Source organism: Rhodoligotrophos defluvii, assembly GCF_005281615.1.
GTDB classification, from domain to species: Bacteria; Pseudomonadota; Alphaproteobacteria; order Rhizobiales; family Im1; genus Rhodoligotrophos; species Rhodoligotrophos defluvii.
On the sequence record NZ_SZZM01000011.1, the window covers coordinates 1 to 18,274 of the forward strand.

The 18,274-nt window shown below is 61.4% G+C and carries 21 protein-coding genes; 8 read left to right on the top strand and 13 right to left on the bottom strand.

Features of this window, described 5'->3' with window-relative positions; genetic code table 11:
• Positions 1-1,207: Tad domain-containing protein (locus E4P09_RS25360; RefSeq protein WP_137392467.1), on the top strand; the 1,207-nt coding region annotated here is incomplete at its 5' end.
• 235 nt (positions 1,208-1,442) lie between these two features.
• On the opposite strand, the gene E4P09_RS25365 is transcribed toward E4P09_RS25360, so the two are convergent.
• Both E4P09_RS25365 and traA read right to left on the bottom strand, forming a co-directional pair.
• Positions 1,443-2,195: a DUF6118 family protein gene (locus E4P09_RS25365; RefSeq protein ID WP_239025372.1), complete on the bottom strand. Its 753-nt coding sequence runs from the start codon at positions 2,193-2,195 to the stop codon at positions 1,443-1,445.
• A 12-nt stretch (positions 2,196-2,207) separates the two neighbouring features.
• Complete coding sequence (traA, locus tag E4P09_RS25370) at positions 2,208-5,711, bottom strand: Ti-type conjugative transfer relaxase TraA (protein ID WP_137392468.1); 3,504 nt, start codon at positions 5,709-5,711, stop codon at positions 2,208-2,210.
• A 271-nt stretch (positions 5,712-5,982) separates the two neighbouring features.
• Between traA and E4P09_RS25375 the strand changes: the two genes are divergently transcribed.
• From E4P09_RS25375 to E4P09_RS25390, 4 genes are read left to right on the top strand one after another with little or no spacing between them, the layout of a single operon-like run.
• A complete protein-coding gene (locus tag E4P09_RS25375; protein ID WP_123195983.1) occupies positions 5,983-6,285 on the top strand; it encodes a mobilization protein in 303 nt (100 codons plus the stop codon).
• Positions 6,278-6,979: a hypothetical protein gene (locus E4P09_RS25380; protein ID WP_123195982.1), complete on the top strand. Its 702-nt coding sequence runs from the start codon at positions 6,278-6,280 to the stop codon at positions 6,977-6,979. Before E4P09_RS25375 ends, E4P09_RS25380 begins: the two co-directional genes overlap by 8 nt.
• Entirely contained in the window at positions 6,976-8,640 is a 1,665-nt protein-coding gene (locus E4P09_RS25385) for a type IV secretory system conjugative DNA transfer family protein (RefSeq protein ID WP_123195981.1), read from the top strand. Before E4P09_RS25380 ends, E4P09_RS25385 begins: the two co-directional genes overlap by 4 nt.
• Positions 8,627-9,541, top strand: a complete 915-nt coding sequence (locus E4P09_RS25390; RefSeq protein WP_137392469.1) for a HEPN domain-containing protein — start codon at positions 8,627-8,629, stop codon at positions 9,539-9,541. The genes E4P09_RS25385 and E4P09_RS25390 overlap by 14 nt, the downstream gene beginning before the upstream one ends.
• Positions 9,542-9,594: 53 nt before the next feature.
• Here E4P09_RS25390 and E4P09_RS25395 read toward each other — a convergent pair whose 3' ends face one another.
• The 11 genes from E4P09_RS25395 to E4P09_RS25445 all read right to left on the bottom strand — a co-directional run bounded on the left by E4P09_RS25395 (position 9,595) and on the right by E4P09_RS25445 (position 16,327).
• Entirely contained in the window at positions 9,595-10,008 is a 414-nt protein-coding gene (locus E4P09_RS25395; protein ID WP_133676167.1) for a response regulator, read from the bottom strand.
• 209 nt (positions 10,009-10,217) lie between these two features.
• Positions 10,218-10,580, bottom strand: a complete 363-nt coding sequence (locus E4P09_RS25400) for a hypothetical protein (protein WP_123195993.1) — start codon at positions 10,578-10,580, stop codon at positions 10,218-10,220.
• The gene (locus tag E4P09_RS25405; RefSeq protein WP_133676168.1) at positions 10,577-11,578 is read right to left on the bottom strand and encodes a GGDEF domain-containing protein; all 1,002 of its coding nucleotides are present in this window, start codon (positions 11,576-11,578) and stop codon (positions 10,577-10,579) included. The genes E4P09_RS25400 and E4P09_RS25405 overlap by 4 nt, the downstream gene beginning before the upstream one ends.
• A gap of 361 nt (positions 11,579-11,939) precedes the next feature.
• Positions 11,940-12,176, bottom strand: a complete 237-nt coding sequence (locus tag E4P09_RS25410; RefSeq protein WP_123195991.1) for a hypothetical protein — start codon at positions 12,174-12,176, stop codon at positions 11,940-11,942.
• A 19-nt stretch (positions 12,177-12,195) separates the two neighbouring features.
• Positions 12,196-12,477 carry a type II toxin-antitoxin system RelE/ParE family toxin gene (locus tag E4P09_RS25415; RefSeq protein WP_137392470.1) on the bottom strand — a complete coding sequence of 94 codons (282 nt, stop codon included), beginning with the start codon at positions 12,475-12,477 and terminating at the stop codon, positions 12,196-12,198.
• Positions 12,474-12,935: a hypothetical protein gene (locus E4P09_RS25420; protein ID WP_123195989.1), complete on the bottom strand. Its 462-nt coding sequence runs from the start codon at positions 12,933-12,935 to the stop codon at positions 12,474-12,476. The genes E4P09_RS25415 and E4P09_RS25420 overlap by 4 nt, the downstream gene beginning before the upstream one ends.
• A 101-nt stretch (positions 12,936-13,036) precedes the next feature.
• The gene (locus E4P09_RS25425; protein ID WP_239025373.1) at positions 13,037-13,327 is read right to left on the bottom strand and encodes a ribbon-helix-helix protein, CopG family; all 291 of its coding nucleotides are present in this window, start codon (positions 13,325-13,327) and stop codon (positions 13,037-13,039) included.
• Between the two features lie 8 nt (positions 13,328-13,335).
• On the bottom strand, positions 13,336-13,989 hold the full coding sequence (locus E4P09_RS25430) for a ParA family protein (RefSeq protein WP_123195987.1): 654 nt from the start codon (positions 13,987-13,989) through the stop codon (positions 13,336-13,338).
• A gap of 295 nt (positions 13,990-14,284) precedes the next feature.
• Positions 14,285-15,163, bottom strand: a complete 879-nt coding sequence (locus tag E4P09_RS25435; RefSeq protein ID WP_123195986.1) for a helix-turn-helix domain-containing protein — start codon at positions 15,161-15,163, stop codon at positions 14,285-14,287.
• Positions 15,164-15,359: 196 nt separating this feature from the next.
• Positions 15,360-15,572 (bottom strand): ribbon-helix-helix domain-containing protein, encoded by a 213-nt coding sequence (locus E4P09_RS26810; protein WP_123195985.1) that lies wholly within the window; start codon positions 15,570-15,572, stop codon positions 15,360-15,362.
• 176 nt (positions 15,573-15,748) lie between these two features.
• The gene (locus tag E4P09_RS25445; protein WP_123195994.1) at positions 15,749-16,327 is read right to left on the bottom strand and encodes a recombinase family protein; all 579 of its coding nucleotides are present in this window, start codon (positions 16,325-16,327) and stop codon (positions 15,749-15,751) included.
• Positions 16,328-16,708: 381 nt separating this feature from the next.
• On the opposite strand from E4P09_RS25445, the gene corA reads away from it, so the two are divergent.
• From corA to E4P09_RS25460, 3 genes are all read left to right on the top strand, one after another.
• Positions 16,709-17,689 carry a magnesium/cobalt transporter CorA gene (corA, locus tag E4P09_RS25450; protein WP_137392471.1) on the top strand — a complete coding sequence of 327 codons (981 nt, stop codon included), beginning with the start codon at positions 16,709-16,711 and terminating at the stop codon, positions 17,687-17,689.
• A 1-nt stretch (position 17,690) separates the two neighbouring features.
• On the top strand, positions 17,691-17,957 hold the full coding sequence (locus E4P09_RS25455; RefSeq protein ID WP_137392472.1) for a PilZ domain-containing protein: 267 nt from the start codon (positions 17,691-17,693) through the stop codon (positions 17,955-17,957).
• A 143-nt stretch (positions 17,958-18,100) separates the two neighbouring features.
• On the top strand, positions 18,101-18,274 hold a 174-nt coding region (locus E4P09_RS25460; protein ID WP_137392473.1), incomplete at its 3' end, for a TadE/TadG family type IV pilus assembly protein.

Below are 18,274 nucleotides of genomic sequence, written 5' to 3' on the forward strand. Positions count from 1 at the left end.
CCTTGCCCTGGACTTCAGTCAGGCCCTGGCCCTCAAGACCCGGCTTCAAGGTGCTGCAGATTCGGCAGCGCTGGGCGCAATCGCAGAAAGTTCCGCTGGCGTTCAAAAGGCTATTCTTATGTCCGGCGATGGCGAAGTCTCCTTAGGCACCGACGACGCAATGAAGTTTTTCATGGGGCAGTTGGGCGAAAACGAAGGTTTCACACTTGACTCTCTTGAAGCTAGGGTTGTGAAAAAAGATAATCAGATCAGTTCGATCGTCACATTCAAAGCAACAATTCCCACCAGCCTCTCACGCGTTCTCGGCAAGGATCTGATACAAGTTGCAGGTCAGGCAACCGCCGAATACCAAACACAAACTTTTCGAGACTTTTTCCTTCTGCTCGATAACACGCCCTCCATGGGCGTAGGAGCAACCCCAACCGACGTCTCTACCATGGTGAAAAATACACGGGACAAATGCGCTTTCGCCTGCCACATCGTCAAGAATGGCGTCGAGGACAGGAACAGCTATTACAACCTTGCGAAAAAACTAGGCGTCACAACGCGCATCAATGTAGTCGCGCAAGCCACGGCAACACTGATGGACACTGCCAAGGCCTCGCGCAAAAGCAGTAATCAATATCGCATGGCTGTCTATACCTTCGGAGAAAAAGCTGAAGACACGAAGCTTCTTGAAGTAGCCCATTTGACCAACGATCTCGATGCGGCCAAGAAAAGTGCCGACGAAATCGATCTCATGTCTATCCCTTATCAGGGATACGACAATGACCAGCAAACCGATTTCGACCGTGCGTTGACCCAGATCGAGGACAAAATGGGAACGCCAGGAAATGGACTTACAGCAGCATCGCCCGAGAAAATTCTTTTCTTTGTCTCAGACGGAGTAGGTGACAGCTACAAGCCAAGCACGTGTACAAAAAGAACGACCAGTGGCCGCTGCCAGGAACCAATCGACACGAAATACTGCAAAGCACTCAAAAATAAAGGGTATAAGATCGCCGTCCTGTACACAACATACTTACCTCTCCCAACAAATAGCTGGTACAACACTTGGATTAAACCATTCCAAGCAGAAATTGGCCCACGTATGGAAGAATGCGCTTCACCAGGCTTGTTTTTTGAAGTTAGCCCAACAGAAGGTATCAGTGATGCAATGACCACGCTGTTCAAGAAAATCATAAACTCCCCTCGACTTACCAGTTAAAACGATGAGTTATGAATGGGACAGCGAAAATAGTCGACGACATAATAACTTCAGAAGGTGGCTATTCATAATAATAATGTTATTTTTAGCTCTGTTATTTTATATTTTTATTATATACTAAATTATTTATAAATAATAATGCGAATAAAAATGATATAAGCAATACTCATGAGCATATATTTAAAGTATATGTGTGACACCGGTAACGGTGAGAATTTAAATTATACTACTGTTTCTATTTACCTTGGACCACAGGAATCATGATGGCGCAGCGCTGTTCTTTTTGAGTCTCGAACATATCTGCGATGCACTTATCCAGCGCCGCGCGGTTCGTCTCATAGACCCACCCAGCCGTCATAATATCCTGCGAGCGCTTCGGGTCGGCTGCCTCGATCATCGCGCGGCCGGCGGTTACGCGATCCCGCCCCATGGCAAGGGCGGCCACGCGGCTGTCGGCCGAAAAGGGCAGGAAACGTGGCAACAGCAAAATCAGGAATATCCCGGCGAACACCCCGACAATGCCGGCCATCCACATGCGGAAATCCTGATCCTTCCGATGAAAGGCTTGTCTGTTATGGGAGGCAAGAACACTGCCGATGCGCTCGAGGTCGGATGCCTGGCGCTCAAGCTGCTGCACGGCGGTCCTCACCAGGCCCTCGCCGCTGCGCTCGAGCGCAGCCGCATAATGCTGCGCCCCCTGCCGGAGAATGGGTGACTGCTCGACGCCCTGCAGGCGCTCCCCAACGTGGGCGAGCTGCTGCACGATCTGCGCCAGTTCCGGCTTATAGTCCTGCGCCGGCCCCTGCCGGTCAAATTCCTCAAAGGCGGCTTCCACGCCCTTGCGGATGGTGGTCATTTCCCGCGTGAGATCGCCGGCGAGACTTTCGACCGTTTCCCGTAGCGCGTCGAAGGCGGCGGCCGGGTCGCCGGCGTCGTCGGCCGTTCCGTTCGGCCCAAATTCGTCCCTGTCGTCGTCCAGTTCCGTCATGCTGTCTCCTGCCTACATTTCCATGCCAATGCCCCGGCTGAGGCGCTGGCCGCGTGACATTTCCTCTTGCAGCGCACGGGCGATACTTTGTTCCCGACGCAGCTCATGCCCGATTCCAAGCTCCCGGCTGCGATTCCGCACAATGGACTCTGCCTGTGGGTCGCGCTCAAGGCTCTTGGCAAGGCCGCTCATCTGGCTTTCGACCTTGCCGCGTGCCTCGTCGTGCTGCCAGCCGCGAAGTTCCCGGCGCTGACCTTGTAGCTCCTGCCAGCGGTTCACGAACCGCTCGGCCCTAACATTGGGGTCTTGCAGCGCGGCATTTTCGTGCTTCATGCCCTCGATGACCTGGGCGACACGCTCCCGGCCGGAAAGCTCGGTCATGGCGCGCGCCGTCGCCGGATCGTTTTGCAGCGTCGAGCGCATCAGGTCTTTCATGCCGTCGCGCACCTGGTCGAGCTGCTGCCCGGCCTCGCGGATTTCCTGGCGCTGCATTTCGAGGACCGGCAGGCCCTCGCGTCGGTGCTGGTCGATTGACTGATAGGCTCGCGCATAGCGGTCGACGGCCACCTCAAGGGGCGACTGCCGCCGCGACCGCTCGGCCAGCCGGTCTTGCGCCGGCGCCGACCGCAAGCTCCCCTCTCTTTCCGGCCGCTGCTCCGCCCGTGAAGGCTCACCGCGCTCCTGGGAGGGCGCAGAACGTGCATTGAGCTTGAGGCCGGCGAACATGCCGCGCCGCTGCCTCTCGGCCTGCTGGTCGACCTGCGGGCCGTTTTCGCCGGCGAGATCCTCGCGAGGATCTGCACGAAGATCCTGCGCGAGATCTGCGCGAACTTTTTGCGAGGATCTCGGCGCGCGGTCCTCGATGCGCTCCCGCTCGGCCGGAATCTCGATCTCGCTGCGGACGTCCATTCGCTCCGCGATCCCGCGCCGTTCGGCAAAGTCGCGGGTATAGTCGAGGGTGGTTTCCTTCACGCCCGACCGGGACAAGCGGTTTTCAAGTTGGGCGTAGGCCAGCTCGCCGGCGTCTTGAACCTTCCATGTGTTGCGGTGCGTCTGCGTCCCATCCGGCAAGGTAACGGGCGTGGAACCTTCATGTTGAAGGCCGATCTTATCCCCGATCTCCGGCCCGGCCTCCTTCATGGCGCGCTCTAGATCGACGCCCCATAGGGTGTGCTGCTCGCCCTTGTCGTTTTCGAGCGTCACGAAATAGCTGTCGGACTTCTGCGGATCATGCTCGAACGGCGCGGCTCCATGCTCGACCAGCCGGCCGGCATTGGTGAACTCGTCCTGGGCGGCGTAGAGCTGCACGCTGTCACGATGCCGGGTCATGGCGACATAGGTGAGATGCCGGTCCATCGTCCCCGACGCCAGCACATAGGAACGATCGACCGTCGCCCCCTGATTTTTGTGAATCGTCGTCGCATAACCGTGGTCGATCGCCTGATAGTCGCCCATCGGCACGGAAACGCTGTCGCCTCGGCCGTCCAAGGTAGCGATGATGCGGCCCGGTTCGACATGCTCGACGGTGCCAAGCATCCCGTTTTTCACGCCAAGGTCGCGGTTGTTCTCAAGGAACACGATGCGGTCGCCCGTCGCAAAGTCGCGCTTGCCGGCATTGGTCTGGAACGTCAGCGCCCGGCCCGGCCCCTCCCGGTCCTCGTCCACCCGCGCCAGCTCGCCCCGGTCCTGTAGCTCGGCCCGGATCGCGTCATTGATGGCGCGAACATCGGCCCGCCGATGCGCCATCGCAACTCGGGTACCGTCCGGACGCTGATCGCGATCGGCAAGGTAATCGCGCACGATCTCCCCCCGCGCGTCCGCGCCTGTCTCGGCAAAGCTGATATTGCCGCGATCCCGATAGGCCGCCAGCCCCTCGGCCGTCCGGTGCGTGGCGAAGTCAACGGAAGCCTCCCGCTGCCAGTCCACGCGCTGCCGGCGTATCTCGGAAAGCTCGGCATGGCCGATTTCCTCCGTGATCGCCCGGAACGGTGCGCCGGCCCCGATCGCCTGTAGCTGCTCGTGATCCCCGACAAGGACGATCTTCGCCCCGCGCGCCTCGGCCTCGTTGACGAACCGGGCGAGCTGGCGGCTCCCGACCATCCCGGCCTCGTCGATGACAAACACGTCGCCGCGGCCGAGCTGGCCGCGGTCGTTGTCCCAACCGCGGGACCATGACGCCAGCGTGCGGCTCTGGATGCCGGACGATTCCTCCAACCCCTCGGCCGCCTTGCCCGACAGGGCCGCGCCGTGGACCTGATAGCCCTCGGCCTCCCACGCCTCACGCGCGGCGGCGAGCATGGTGGACTTGCCAGCGCCGGCATAACCGACAACCGCCGCGATTCGCTCCGGCCCGGTGATATGCTCGATCGCCCCGCGCTGCTCATCCGACAAGCCGGCAGACGCATCGCCGGCCCTGAGCTGAATGGCGGCATCCTGTGCCCCGATCGCCCGTTCGACATGCCGGCGATCGACGCCATGCGATTGCACTTCGTGCATCCGCTCGGCCGCCGCGACCATGCCGGATTCGATCTCGACCATTTCGCGGGTCGAATAGCGCGCAAGCCCGATCTCGCCCGTCGCCGGGTCGATCGTCTCCGACTGAAGCTCGACCAGCGCCGGCGATGCCATCACCGTCGCAAAGGCGTTCTGGAACTCCTGAGGATCGTCGTTGATGTAGCGATGCAGCGCCCGCGCCACGTCGCGCCGGTCGAACACACTCTTCTCGCCGGTGATGATCGTTAGAACCTGTTCCGGCTTCTCCCGGATCAGCTCGGCGTTGCGCTGCGCCGCTTCCTCGTCCAGCCGCGACCGCGACACGTCCAGGCCCTTACGCTGCATCTGCGTGGCATGGACGCCCATATGCTCGGTCGGCGCGATCTCAAGCCCGCGCTCCATATGCGAACGATGGTCGATGCGAATATCATGACCGGCCATCGCCAACCGCTCGTTGGCGATCCCCTCCCACCGCTGGCGGATATCGCGAAGCTGCATATCGGTTGTCGGTAGATCGTTCGCCAGCAGCCATTTATTCTCGCGCTCAAGATAGGTCTTTTCGCCTAAGCCGTTCTCCATCACCTGCCGCGTGGTCATAAGGATATGGGCATGGTGATTGCGAACGTCGCTCGCCTCGTGCGGCGCATGAATGGCGAAGTCCACGGCCGCGCCGTAACGGTCGGCCAGCTCCTGCGCCATCTCCCGCGCCGCCTCTAGCCGCTGCTCGGCCGAAAGCTCATGCGGCAAGGCAACCTCGAACTCGCGGGCAACGCGGGCGTCCTTCCGCTTCTCGGCAAACTCGGCGGCGTTCCACAAGTCCGACCGATCCCGCGCCCAATCGGCGTTGACGCCTTCCGGCAAGACGATCTCGGCATGTTCAACGCCCTGCTTGGCCGTGTAGTCGTGCGTGATCCCGTCGCGCTCGTTGGTCAGCTTCTCCCCGGCACGATAAGCCATTGAGGCGACGGCGCTACGGCCCTTCGCCCGCGAAACTGGCTTCATGCTGAAATGGTAGATCGCCAACCCGTTGCCTCGATCCCGTTTCCGCCTTTCCCGCCACCCTCCAAGCTGGCGGAGCACTGAGTTACGTAGTAACTCGTAAGTGCGCCCTTCTCAACTCATTCGCTACGCTTTTTCGTCGCTCGGTGTGGCGCTTGCGGCAAGGTCGATGCGATGAACTGAGGCCCGGATTGTGCTGCAAAGCCGCCGAAAACTCAAGCGCAACGGGCAAATGCTGGAAAAGATGGCCGGGAATGATAGTCTAGGCGAACAACCGGAAAAGGAGATTTGAGGAATGGCGCGCAAAACGATCGAACAACGCTTGGCCGAACTGGATGCGCAGCGCGCCACGCTCAAGGCCCGGCTCTCGAAACAGGAACGCGCTAACGATACGCGCCGCAAGGTGCTGCTCGGTGCGCTCGTCCTGCATCGGCTCGAAAACGGCAAGGATGAGGAATTTTCCCGGCGCTTGGGCGAATGGCTCAAGCGTGAGCTGCCCGACTTCCTGACGCGCCCCGGTGACAAGGAACTGTTTGCCGATCTGCTCAAGCCTGCCGCCGAGCCGGGCGGGACCGACAAGGGGGTGTCCGATGCCTGACGCCATGCAGCTCTATCGCGAATTCCTCGCCGGCAAGCCGGGAACCTGCATCTTTACTGGCGTGGAGGGTTGCCACGCCTTCGTCACAGAGGATGAGATTGAGGCGACATACGGCTCCCGCCATGACGGGCATCATTTCGTCTGGCTCGATAGAAAGCCTGGCGAGGTCGGCCCCGAAGGGATCGGCTTTGTCAGTGACGACTATATTGACGTGCTGCTCGCCCGGCATCGCATCGCCTTCACCTACAGCGACATGGGCGGCCCGCTTGGCGAAACCCATGAAGGCGTCAAGGCGGCTTTCCTGCTTGGGGCCGCCCGCATGAGCCGCGTTCTCGCCCTACCCGTCGATGCCGAAAAGCGCGTTCCGGCCGACGCCATCGACACCCTGCCGCTCGGTCGGCGTATCCGGATCGAAAGGCTCGCCCTGCCCTCCCCAATCCCCCTGGCCCGGATTGTCGAAAAGATGATCCCGCTCGGAGCCACCATCGAGGACGGCGAGGCGCGCGGCCGCCTCGTTGTCCTCTCAAGGATCGCGGCCGGCGCGGACCTGGCCGATATCGAGGATGAGGCGGAACGCTTTGCTGCCTGGGTTGCCGATCGTGTCGCACGCGAGGAAGCCACCGACGAAATAACCCGCCAGATGCTCGAACAGCTCACGTCCGACCGGCCGCAGGGCAAGGGCAAGCTCCAATGAACCAGGCAACGCTTGCATGGACCGCTTTCAAGAACATGCTGCGCGCGGCCGCCCACGATCCGCTATGGGCGTTCCTCTCTCTGCTCGCCGCACCCTTTCGCATCTGGCAAACGCTGCTCCGCGTCCTGTTCATCCTCATCGTCGCGCTTTTCGTCGTCGGCTTCGGCGGCCGGTTCGCCCTCCAGCAAGCCGGCTACGGCCCCGGCACGATCCCGTTCATCGCGCTCGATCTCGTCACGCTGCTGGTGCTGGCCGCGCTCACCTTCCGGCTCGTCACCAATCCGCTGATTATCCATTTCGGGGATATGGACGGCGAAACCCACGGCTCGGCCCGCTTCGCCACGACCAAGGAAACCGCCGCCCTCGCCCGCGCCCATTCCGGCCTGCTGATCGGCCGCGATCCGAAATCCGCGAAGCTGCTGCGCTATGACGGCCCCGCCCATCTGCTGACGATGGCACCGACGCGCACCGGCAAGGGGGTGGGAACCATCATCCCGAACCTGCTCACCGCCGACCGCTCCGTGATCTGCATCGACCCCAAGGGCGAAAATGCCAGGATCGCCGGCCGCGCCCGTGAAAAATTCGGGCCGGTCCACGTCCTCGACCCCTTCGGCGTCACCGCAAAACCCTCGGCGGCCTTCAATCCCCTCGACCAGCTCGACCCGGCCGGCCTCGATGTCGCGGAAGATGCCAGCACCTTGGCCGACGCCCTCGTGTTCGATGAACCGGGCATGGCCGGCGAGGCGCATTGGAACGAGGAAGCCAAGGCGCTCATTGCCGGCCTGATCCTCCATATCGCCGCCCAGGAGCCGCGTGAGCGCCGAAGCCTTGCCACCCTGCGCGAATATCTCACCCTTGCCCCGGAAGCCTTCGCCGCGCTCCTGAAGGACATGCAGGCATCCCCTGAAGCGGCCGGCCTGGTCGCTCGCGCCGCGAACCGCCACCTCGGCAAATCCGACCGGGAGGCGGCCGGCGTGCTGTCGGCCGCGCAACGCCATACCCATTTCCTCGATAGCCCCCGCATGACTGCCGTGCTCGGCCGATCTGATTTCGGCTTTGCCGATCTCAAGCGCCGCAACGCCTCGGTGTTCCTCGTCCTGCCGCCCGATCGCCTTTCGACCTATTCGCGCTGGCTGCGCCTGCTCGTCGCGCAAAGCCTCACCGACATGGCCCGCGATCCCGCCAAGCCCGCCGTGCCGGTCCTCTACCTGCTCGATGAGTTCGCCGCCCTCGGCCATCTGGCCCCCGTCGAGCGCGCCATGGGCCTCATGGCCGGCTATGGCGTCCAGCTCTGGCCCATCCTGCAGGACGTTCACCAGCTCCGCGCCACCTACGGGCAGCGCGCCGGCACATTCCTGTCGAATGCCGGCGTCCTGCAGGTGTTCGGGGTCAACGATCACGACAGCGCCCGGCTCGTCTCCGATCTGTTGGGCCAAGAAACCGTGGTGTTCCAGACCATGAGCCGCGCCCTCGATTCCGAAAAGTCGGGGATCTCCTACGGCGAGCAACACACCGCCCGTCCGCTGCTGACCCCCGATGAGGTCCGCAACCTGCCACAGAATGTCGAATTGCTGTTCCTGGCCGGGCAACGGCCGATCGTCGCCGGCAAGCTCGCCTATTACGCCGATGCAGAGTTCCGGGGGCTGTATGACGCTCCCTGAACGCCTCACCCATCTGCCCGACAGGAAGCGCCGCGAGCTGGAGCGCGCGGCGCAAATCCTGTTCGGTGAATTTGACGAATCCCTGAAAACCAAGCTCTCCGAAAAGGGCAGGCGCGGCCGCATCCTCAAGCTGATCCTGTTCGGTTCCTATGCGCGCGGCGATTGGGTCGAGGATCGCAAGAGCGGCTATCGCTCCGACTATGATTTGCTCGTCGTCGTCAACTACGGCGGCTTTGCCGAACAATATGAGGCATGGGAAAAGGCGGCCGAACGGTTCCTGCAAGAACTGACCATCACGCGCCAGCTCTCCACGCCGGTCAACTTCATCGTTCACACCCTCACGGATTTCAACGACCAGCTCACCCACGGCCGCCCCTTCTTCGTGGACATAGCCCGCGACGGAATCGTGCTCTATGAGCTTCCGGGCTATCCCCTCGCCTCCCCCAGAACCCTCGCGCCGGAGGAAGCTCGCGCCGAAGCGCAACGGCATTTCGGCCATTGGTTTCCGAACGCCGCCCGCCGCTTCGAGCTGGCGCAGGAAGCCATGAGACGGGGCTACGAGAAGGAAGCCGCTTTCGATCTGCATCAGACCGTCGAACGCCTCTATCATTGCGTCCTGACCGTCCTGACGCTCTACAGCCCCAAATCGCACCGCCTGTCCGTCCTGCGTTCCCATGCCGAGCGGATCGCCCCGCAGCTCATCGCCGTGTGGCCGCGCGATACCCGTTTCGCCAAGCGATGCTTTACCCGCCTCGATCGCGCCTATGTCGGCGCGCGCTATTCCCCGGCCTACGAAATCACCGGCGAGGAACTGGCGTGGCTGGTCGATCGTGTGACGGCGCTGCAAGAGGCCGTCGCCGCGATCTGCGCCGAACGGCTCGCCGGTCCCGCAGGGGCATGAGAAACGGTCCCGGCGCTATCGCACCGGGGCTTTGTCACTGACGGCCCTCCGGCTCACTTCGGCGCTAAATGGGGAGCGCGTTCGCCTACGGGCCGGATCGTCATCGCCTCGGCCAAGGCTTGCAACCATGCCGCCGACACGACAGGCTTAGGGCAAACAGGACGCATTTGGTAAAGCACCGGGATCAGCTCCGGCGTGCCCGTCGCGAAGACGAACGGAATATACAGCCTGTCCAGCTCCTCCGCGATCCGGATGGACGTATCACCGGCAAGAAGGTTGAAGTCGAGGGACGCAACATCGGGAAGCTGGTCGGGCGTGTTGAGTATGTTCAAGGCTTCTCGCACGCTCGGCACTGGCCCCAGGACGATCGCCCCAGCCGTTTCCAGATGCCACGCGAGATCGTCAGCGATGAACCATTCGTCCTCGACGACCAGAACCCGGAATCCGGTGAGAATCGTTGCCGTCATCCCCCCTGTGACCTTCCTCCACTGTAGCGCTTGCCCTGGATCAACTCGCCAATGCCGCCCAAAGGTAGCATCCGGCGCGCTGCTTTTGAGAAACCCAGATCGGCCGGGCCGCTACGGGAGCAGGCAACGCAATCTAATCTAACGAGGTTTCCACGCCTCGGCGGCAATTCACGCCAACATGCAAGTAACGCCCTGACGCGGCTTTTGTTTCAATGGAATGCTGTTTTTTTCGGCCGGGGCAGCTCGCGCACCGCAACGTCAACGATCTTCCTCAGCTTTCGCCAATAGGGGAGATCGCGCTCGGCCACGCGCTCCTGAATCGCGGTCAGCATCCAGCCGGCCGCCGCGACGTCGCCGGCGTCCTTGTAGGCACTGAACCGCTCTAAACAGGCGACGATGCGCGGCCGCGCCGAGCCTTCGTCGTCAAGGCCGATCGTCGCCGCCAGCCGGCGCGCATCCTGATAGGCGTTTGCGATCCGCTGCTTGTCGTCGGGGCCGCTCGTGGCGATCACCTTGACCGTGTAAAGCAGCGTGTCCAGCAGATCGGCCGTTTCATCGTGCGGCCCCTTCATGCGTTGCCGGCGGCCTCCGGTGCATCGCTGAACCGGGTGGCGAGGATCGGCCGGGGCGAGGGCTTGCCCAGGTTGGCGAACAACGGCAATTCCACGTCGAGCGACGGCGCGGCCGTGGCGAAGCGCAAGCCGTTCTTGCCACCATTTTTGGCCGCATACATCAGCCGGTCGGCCTTGCGCAGCAGCTCGTCCAGGTAAGCCCCGTCATCGGGCGCGATCGTGTGCGCTCCCATGCTGCATGTCACCTTATGCGCCGTATCCGCCAGCGCCTCCGAAAACCGCCTGTGCAGCCGCTCGGCCGTCTCCTGGGCGTCCTCGATCGACGGCAGCGACACCAGCAAGGCGAACTCGTCACCACCCATGCGGCCGAAACAATCCTCGCGCCGCAGCGCCGCCCGCGCCGCGATCCCGAAACGCTTGAGCACCTGGTCGCCGGCCTCGTGGCCGTAACGATCGTTCACGATCTTGAAGCCGTCGAGGTCGAGATAGGCCAGCAGCAGCGGCCGGCCTTGTTCGGCGGCCGCCTCTATCATTGTTTCCGCCTGTTGCTCGAATGCCTGCCGTGTCAACGCGCCGGTGATCCCGTCCCGGCGCGCAAAAACGCGCTCTTGCTCTACGCTTCGGCGGAAACTCGCCACGATCCCGCCCAGGACACCGATTGCCGAAACGTTCATCGTCAGATTGCCAAGGGCGGTGCCGGTGGATCGGCCGGTAATCGCGATCTCCATAATCGCCGCAAGGATCGCAGCCACGACGCCAAGGGACAACCCGGCCCGGAAACTGAGCCGCCAGCAGGCAAGGCAGATCGGCAGCAGGTAGAACGGCCCCAGGCGCAGCCCCCTTCCGGCCAATAGACAATCCAGAAGGAAGACCAGGGCCATGCCCAGGATTACCACCCGCCAGACGGCAGGGCTAGGCAGGGCTTCCAGCCAGTTTTTCAAAGGGTCGAACGCCACCCCGAAGGGCCCGCCCCATGCGCTGCGTCGTTCATCCGGCATCCGATCGCGCCTCCCTGCCCTGTGCGAACACTATTCGCGGGAGACAGCGGGGACCGGGATGTTGGAAAACCTGAGATTAGACAGGCACGAACGCCTTTAGCCGGAGCCTGGACATACACGTCCGTCACCCGGTCGCCACCAGCTCCATTTACCGCTAACCTTGCGAGGTTTCCAAGCCTCGGCCTGCGTCTCCACAAGCAAACGGCAGTTTACCCCGTAGCGTTTAACGGTCGACCGCGAAAATTGGTAAAATCTTAATTAACCGGCCGAGACGCTAGCCCCCGGCCGGCCCGCTCTCATCATCCAGGGCCGTAGGGACGGCCGGGGGCGGGTTGCAGACATGCACCTGTGCAGGTGTGCACTATTGCCCTGCCCGCTCATCAAGGTAACGCGAATGCAGCCGGGTCAGCTCGATCCCATCAACGAGGTTTCCCCGGCGCAAGCCAACTATCAGTTCCTCGACGGAATCGAGGGTGACGGCATCACCGGAAAGCCGCGTCACATCATCAGCCCAACCGTCCAGCGCCGTGCGCTGCGCTTCGGCCCCATGCCGTGCCGCAAGCTCGCGGATGATGGTTTCGGCCGTCTTCTGCATCATCCTTCGCCGCCTGATTTTGCTAGGGCCATTTCTGCGCGCCATGTAGAAGCCGCAAAATCTCAACACGCTTCGCTCTCGATCGCACGCGGTAAACGAGAATGAACAGGGTCCGATTGATAACCAACTCCCGCGTGCCGCGCCGGCGTCCGACACGGCCGATTTCGGGATGATCCGCCAACATGTCACTCTGCTGCTCGATCTCCCCGAGCTGATCGAGCGCCGCGCGGGGATTCTCCTTCGCGATATAGTCTATGGCGTGGGTGCGATTGGCCTGCGCCCTCGGTAGCCAAACGATATTCACTCACGGCCGCCCTTGATACGGGCCAGCAACTCGGCCCTTTGCCGGGCCATGTCCTGCTTGACGACTTCGTGCGGCACCCATTCGGTGTTCGGGTCGTCGGCTTCCTTTATGGCTTCCTCGATCTGATCGCGGAACCATTTGTCATGCGCGGCCGCCTCATGCGCGCGGCGCATCGCCTCGGCCCGATCTGGTCGAGTCTTTCCACCCTCGGCCTGATAGTCGGCCGCGTCCACGTCGAAATGCTCGATTCCCACGTCCTTGAGATAGGAAACCAAGGTTTCAATGCGCCGGAAAACACGCACCTGTCGGCTGCGTTGCGCTGCAAGCGCACGCTCCGCAGCCCCATATTTTACCCGAAGCGACCAACCGCCCGGCTGGCCGACGACATGCGCGCCGCGCAACGCGCCGGCCTCTACAAGCTCCGTAAGCGTGCTGTGGTCTATCGTTTCTGCTGCCATGACCTGGTTCCTTGCAATCTTCTATCGGTAGAGTATGCGATTTATTATAGATTGCAATCCCGCTTGTACTGAGTGCACAAATGCAGTTCTGCACAAGTGCACTATCGGTCACCAAACTTCCGGGCGGCCCCTTCCCTGCTGTAAAGCTCATCAATGGCACGCTTGATGAGCTGCGAATTGTCGAGGCCGAGACGCGCCCGCAATAGCGCCACCTTCTCAACCGTGTCCTGATCGCAATAGCCGCCGATATGCTTGCGGCCGGCCCTGCCCGCCGTGCGGCGCGGCTCGATCTGCGCCCCCTCGGCCGCGATCGGGGCGGATTCCTCGCTCTCCTGCTCGGGAAGCTTCATTTTCGACAGGAAATCCTGCGCGGTTGCCTTTGTCTTCGCCATATCGTTCCTCATGCTCTCTTGTGCACAACTGCGTTTGTGCTCAATTGCAATTCTGCACTCACCCAATCCCATAAAGCTTGCAGCTCGGCGGCGGCTTTGCCTTCGGGGTCGATCTCAAAGGCCGTCAGCCCCTCCCGGCTCGCGTCCCGATGCACTTTGAATCGATGGATGACGGCCGGAACCATCGGGAGCTTGACCGTCTCGAAGACCTGGCGGGCAATATCTTCCTCGGCGCGGCTATTCGGCTGCGCCATCGTCAGGACGGCAGCAGCCGGCTTTTCGCTCGAACGCGCAAGGCGCGCGGTCCTGGGAAGCTGCTCATACGCCTCTATGTCAGGCGTGCACGGCACAAGCACGAGGTCGGAATATTCGACGGCGGCCGGGGCCTCAGTGCTTCGGGCGGGGGGCGTGTCGATAACAACGAGGTCGCAACCGGCTTCCTCGGCCTGGCTCAAGAGCTTCGGCAAGTCGATCTCGGTCGCAAACCGCACAACGGGCAGGGCGTCCTTGCGCCGCTCGGCCCATTGGGTGGTCGATTGCTGCGCGTCCATGTCCAGCACGAGGACATTGAGGCCGGATTTTGCGCCGGCAACGCCAAGGGCCTTCGTGAGCGTCGATTTTCCGACGCCGCCCTTTTGCATGGCGATAGCTAGAGTTTTCATGTGCAACACCGCATTTTTGCAAAAGCTCCTTTGTGCACAATTGCAGGATTGAAATATGCCACGCGACCGGCTCCGGGGTCAATGGAAAACTGTGCACCTAGCCAAAAGTGCAATTGTGCACATTTGCACGAGTAGTCACTAACCTTTCCGCCTGCTTTCTCTCGAAAGCCCATAGGAGGCTGGCCGCAGGCGCGAGGCTGGCGGTTTTGCTGTGAGGTATCCGCTTCCCGATCCGCCTATGCGCGGATCGGAACCGCCGCAGGGCTGCGAAAGCAGCCCGAACAGCGGCGACCGCTTATGTTTGCGCTTTTAGATATAGATTAGATTGGGATTCAGTCTGGTTATCGGACTCACGTTTCTGGATAGCTTTCCCAAGGGCCACCAACGCCCGACCTAGCGCGGTATCGCCGGCCTCGGACAGCGCCAGCTCATCGAGGGGCAGGGCCTTCTTGTAGGCGTCCACCTCGGCCGCGCGGGCTTCCTGTGCGGCGCTATGGTCGTCGGGCGGGGGCGGGGCCTTGGCAAACCGCCCAAGGAACTGCCGGGCCTTCTCCGGCAGGGACAGGCGGTAGGCGTTGCTCGTCTGCTGGACCTGTGGGCCGCGCCCCTCGTTGCCGGTCGGCTCGTAGCGCCGCAGCCAGTCGATGAAACCATGCGCCCGCAGGTTCTTCAGCGCCCGCACGATCGTATCGCGCGACCGGCCGAGCCGATCCATGATCGTGGTGATTGACGGCTCTAGCCGGCCGGTGCGGAAGTCGATGAGATTGACGAACAGCCGCAACACGTCGAGCGCGACCGACCCTAACGGGCCGCTGCGCTCGCCCTTCTGGCGCAAGCCGGCCTCGTTGTAGATTTCGGCCGCCTTCAAGATCGCCTGAACGTCCTTGCGCGTCGTCGGCCGCCATATGCGGCCCTCCGATCGCCCCCGGATATGACTATGCCGGCGAACCGGCGTCGGGCATCGCTCGGCCGGTGGGGGCATGACCAGGCCAAGCCCGACCTGTCCCGATCCCCGCCACGCCGCCCGGCGGCCCTCGGCAAGCGTCATAAGCTCGCCGGCCTCGTCGTCGGAGAGCTGGCCGGCACCGTAGCGCGTCCAGACTTCCCGCATGATTTCATCAAGCGCGTTCCCACGCGCGCAGCCGATCGCGGCCGCGTAATGCGTCCTCAACATATGCCTTCCGTCCTTCCATTCGGAGGACATGACGACTGTGGACGGCAGGCACGGCTTTCCCCGTTTCCGCAAGAATCAATCTTGCGGATTGGCGTGCTCTAGCGTAGATAAGGGGAGATTGGTTTGGCCCCGTCTCTACGGTGTGTCTGACGGCCCTAAAGCCCCTCGCCGCTGCTAACGGCGAGGGGCTTTGCCGTTATGTCCCTTGCTGCGTCTCGATATAGACCCTCAATGCTTCTTCGATGATCGGCGTACGTCCCCGCACGCCCCTGGCTTCCTTGAGTTGGTCGATAGCTTTGACCATCTCGGCAGGAAGGTCAGTGTTCACCAAAACCCGGCCAGCAGCTCGTCGCCGCTCCCGATGGGCGCGAACGAGTTCCTTACTTGGTGGCTTGGCTACACGACTCATATTTACATGTAATCCAGAAAATTGTTGATTCTGCAATGCCTTGAATCGAAACCCCTGAAATCCCGGGGTTTTCGCTGTCACAATTCGCGGCGATTCAAGTTATCTCGCCTCGTTAGAAGGTCGAATCGGCTGCCAAGGCATAGGAGTGCAGCATTGCACTTGTGCACAAATGCACATTATTTTGTTTCGTACGATACAAACGCCGCGCCGTCTAGCGCCCGATAGAGGGTCGCGCGATGCACACCCAGGAGGCGGGCGACTTCCGTAACCGGCTTGTTTTTCTCGTTGATGAGCTGGCGCGCGTGGGCGATCTGCTCGGCCGTGAGGGCAGGGGAGGGGCCGAACCGCACGCCTCGGGCCTTCGCTGCGATCCGGCCGGCGCTCGTGCGCTCCGCGATCAAGGCTCGCTCGAACTCGGCCATGCCGGCGAACACGGTCAGCACCATGCGCCCGGCCGGCGTCGTCGTATCAGCCCAAGGCTCTGCCAGCGAGCGCAGGCCAGCGCCGGCCTCCTTGATCCGCTCCGCGATCGCCAGAAGGTCGGCTGTCGATCGGGCGAGGCGGTCTAGCCGGGTGATCGTCACCACGTCGCCGGCGCGCAAATGGTCGAGCATCCGCGCCAGCTCGGGCCGGTCCCGCTTCGCTCCGGATGCCTTTTCCTCAAAGATGCGGATACAGCCGGCCGCGCCAAGGGCGGCCCGCTGCTGGTCGAGGTCCTGGCCGCGCGTCGAGACGCGGGCATAGCCGATGAACACCCGGCCGGTGTCGGAATCTGGTTGGCGGTTCACGGCCTTCTCCTGTCGCAAATCATGTCGCAGGTGTTTTAGCACTTGCGACAAAGACATGCGACAGTGACGGTTTCGCCTAAGTCACTGAACCACAAGGAATTCGGATTTTCCCGCCAAGGTGCTGCTTAACTTAGGAGTTATGCGACGGATGAAAAGGTCCACTAGTTGACTTGGCTCGGAAACAGGCGCATTCGCAACGCGATGACACATCAGGTGTCATCAGGATCAAGGACAACGAAGATGAACCCCGACAGTCGAAGTTCGACGTCACCGACAATTGAGGACCATCGGTCACCCTGGGTCTGAGCTAGGCACCTGGGCGACCGCAACGGTCGGAACAGGAGTGCCATGCTGCGTAGCTACGTACGTGAAGACAACCACCTTGCGCTTGCCAACAACGCAACAGACGAATCTGCAAACATCATCTGGCATGATCTGGTCAATCCTTCCCCTAGCGAGGACGAGCTCGTTGAGGGACTTCTCGGAATATCCATCCCCACCCGTGACGAGATGGAAGAGATCGAACTTTCCGCCCGCCTCTACCAGGAGGACGGGGCAGAGTTTATGACGGCAACAGCATTGACCTCGCTGGACGGTGACGACCCTGTCAAATCGCCTGTCACCTTCATTCTCAAGGGACAGGTGCTTGTCACCGTTCGCTATGTCGATCCGAAGCCCTTCTCGGTCTTTGCTGCGCGCGCTCAAAAAGCTAATGGCATGATGTGCACAAACGGCGAATTGGTGATGCTAGGCATTCTGGAATCCATCATCGACCGCATGGCCGATGTGCTGGAACGGCTGGGCAACGACATTGACGGCGTCTCTCGCGAGATTTTCCAGAGTAAAACCTCGAACGTCACCAAGAAGACGCGCGACCTGCAATCGCTCATCGAGCAGATCGGCCGGAAGGGTGATTTCCTAACGGCAACCCGCGAAAGCCTCGTATCGATTTCCAGACTTGTGTCCTATCACGCAGCTCTCGACACACCTGAGCGCCGGACGTCCAAGGAAAGCAAACAGCGCCTGAAGCTTCTCCAGCGCGACGCGATGTCGCTCGGCGAACATGCGAGCTTCCTGTCGGGCAAAATCAACTTTCTCCTCGACGCGACGCTTGGCCTCATCAACCTCGAACAGAACCAGATCATCAAGATATTTTCGGTCGCAGCAGTGGTCTTCCTCCCGCCGACCCTGGTTGCCTCCATCTACGGCATGAACTTCGAATTCATGCCAGAACTGCGATGGTCGTTTGGTTACCCCTTGGCAATCATGCTGATGATATGCTCGGCGGTGCTTCCCTATGTGTATTTCAAGCGTCGAGGATGGTTGTAAAATGGAAGAGAGGCGAAAGGCTCCGAGAATAAAGTCACTCAAAGGCGGGCGTATCATCTACCTGAACGGCTCTGCCACACGTGACTGCGCTATTCGCAACCTGTCGGCTTCAGGGGCGAAGCTGATCCTCGACAACATCGTTGGTATTCCTGACCAGTTCAACCTACAGTTCGAGGACGGTACGCAGCGCCACTGTACCATACGCTGGAAAAAACTCTCCGAGCTCGGGGTCGAGTTTAAAGAAATTACCGAGGCCGATGCTTTATGATCAAAAGTACCGGGTTAAGTGCGCTTGTCGGGAGCCACTGTTTCCTGATGTGCCCCGCTGCTAAGCTTTCCCTGACCAGAAACATTAAACATTATTTACCTCTGATATTGTAAAATACACCTCGCGGAAAATGGGAGGCACGTATGCTGCGTAAGCTTTGGGATGATCGTTCTGGAAATTTCGGCATAATGACTGCCATCCTAATGGTTCCTTTGCTTGGCGCAGCGGGCCTTGCCCTGGACTTCAGTCAGGCCCTGGCCCTCAAGACCCGGCTTCAAGGTGCTGCAGATTCGGCAGCGCTGGGCGCAATCGCAGAA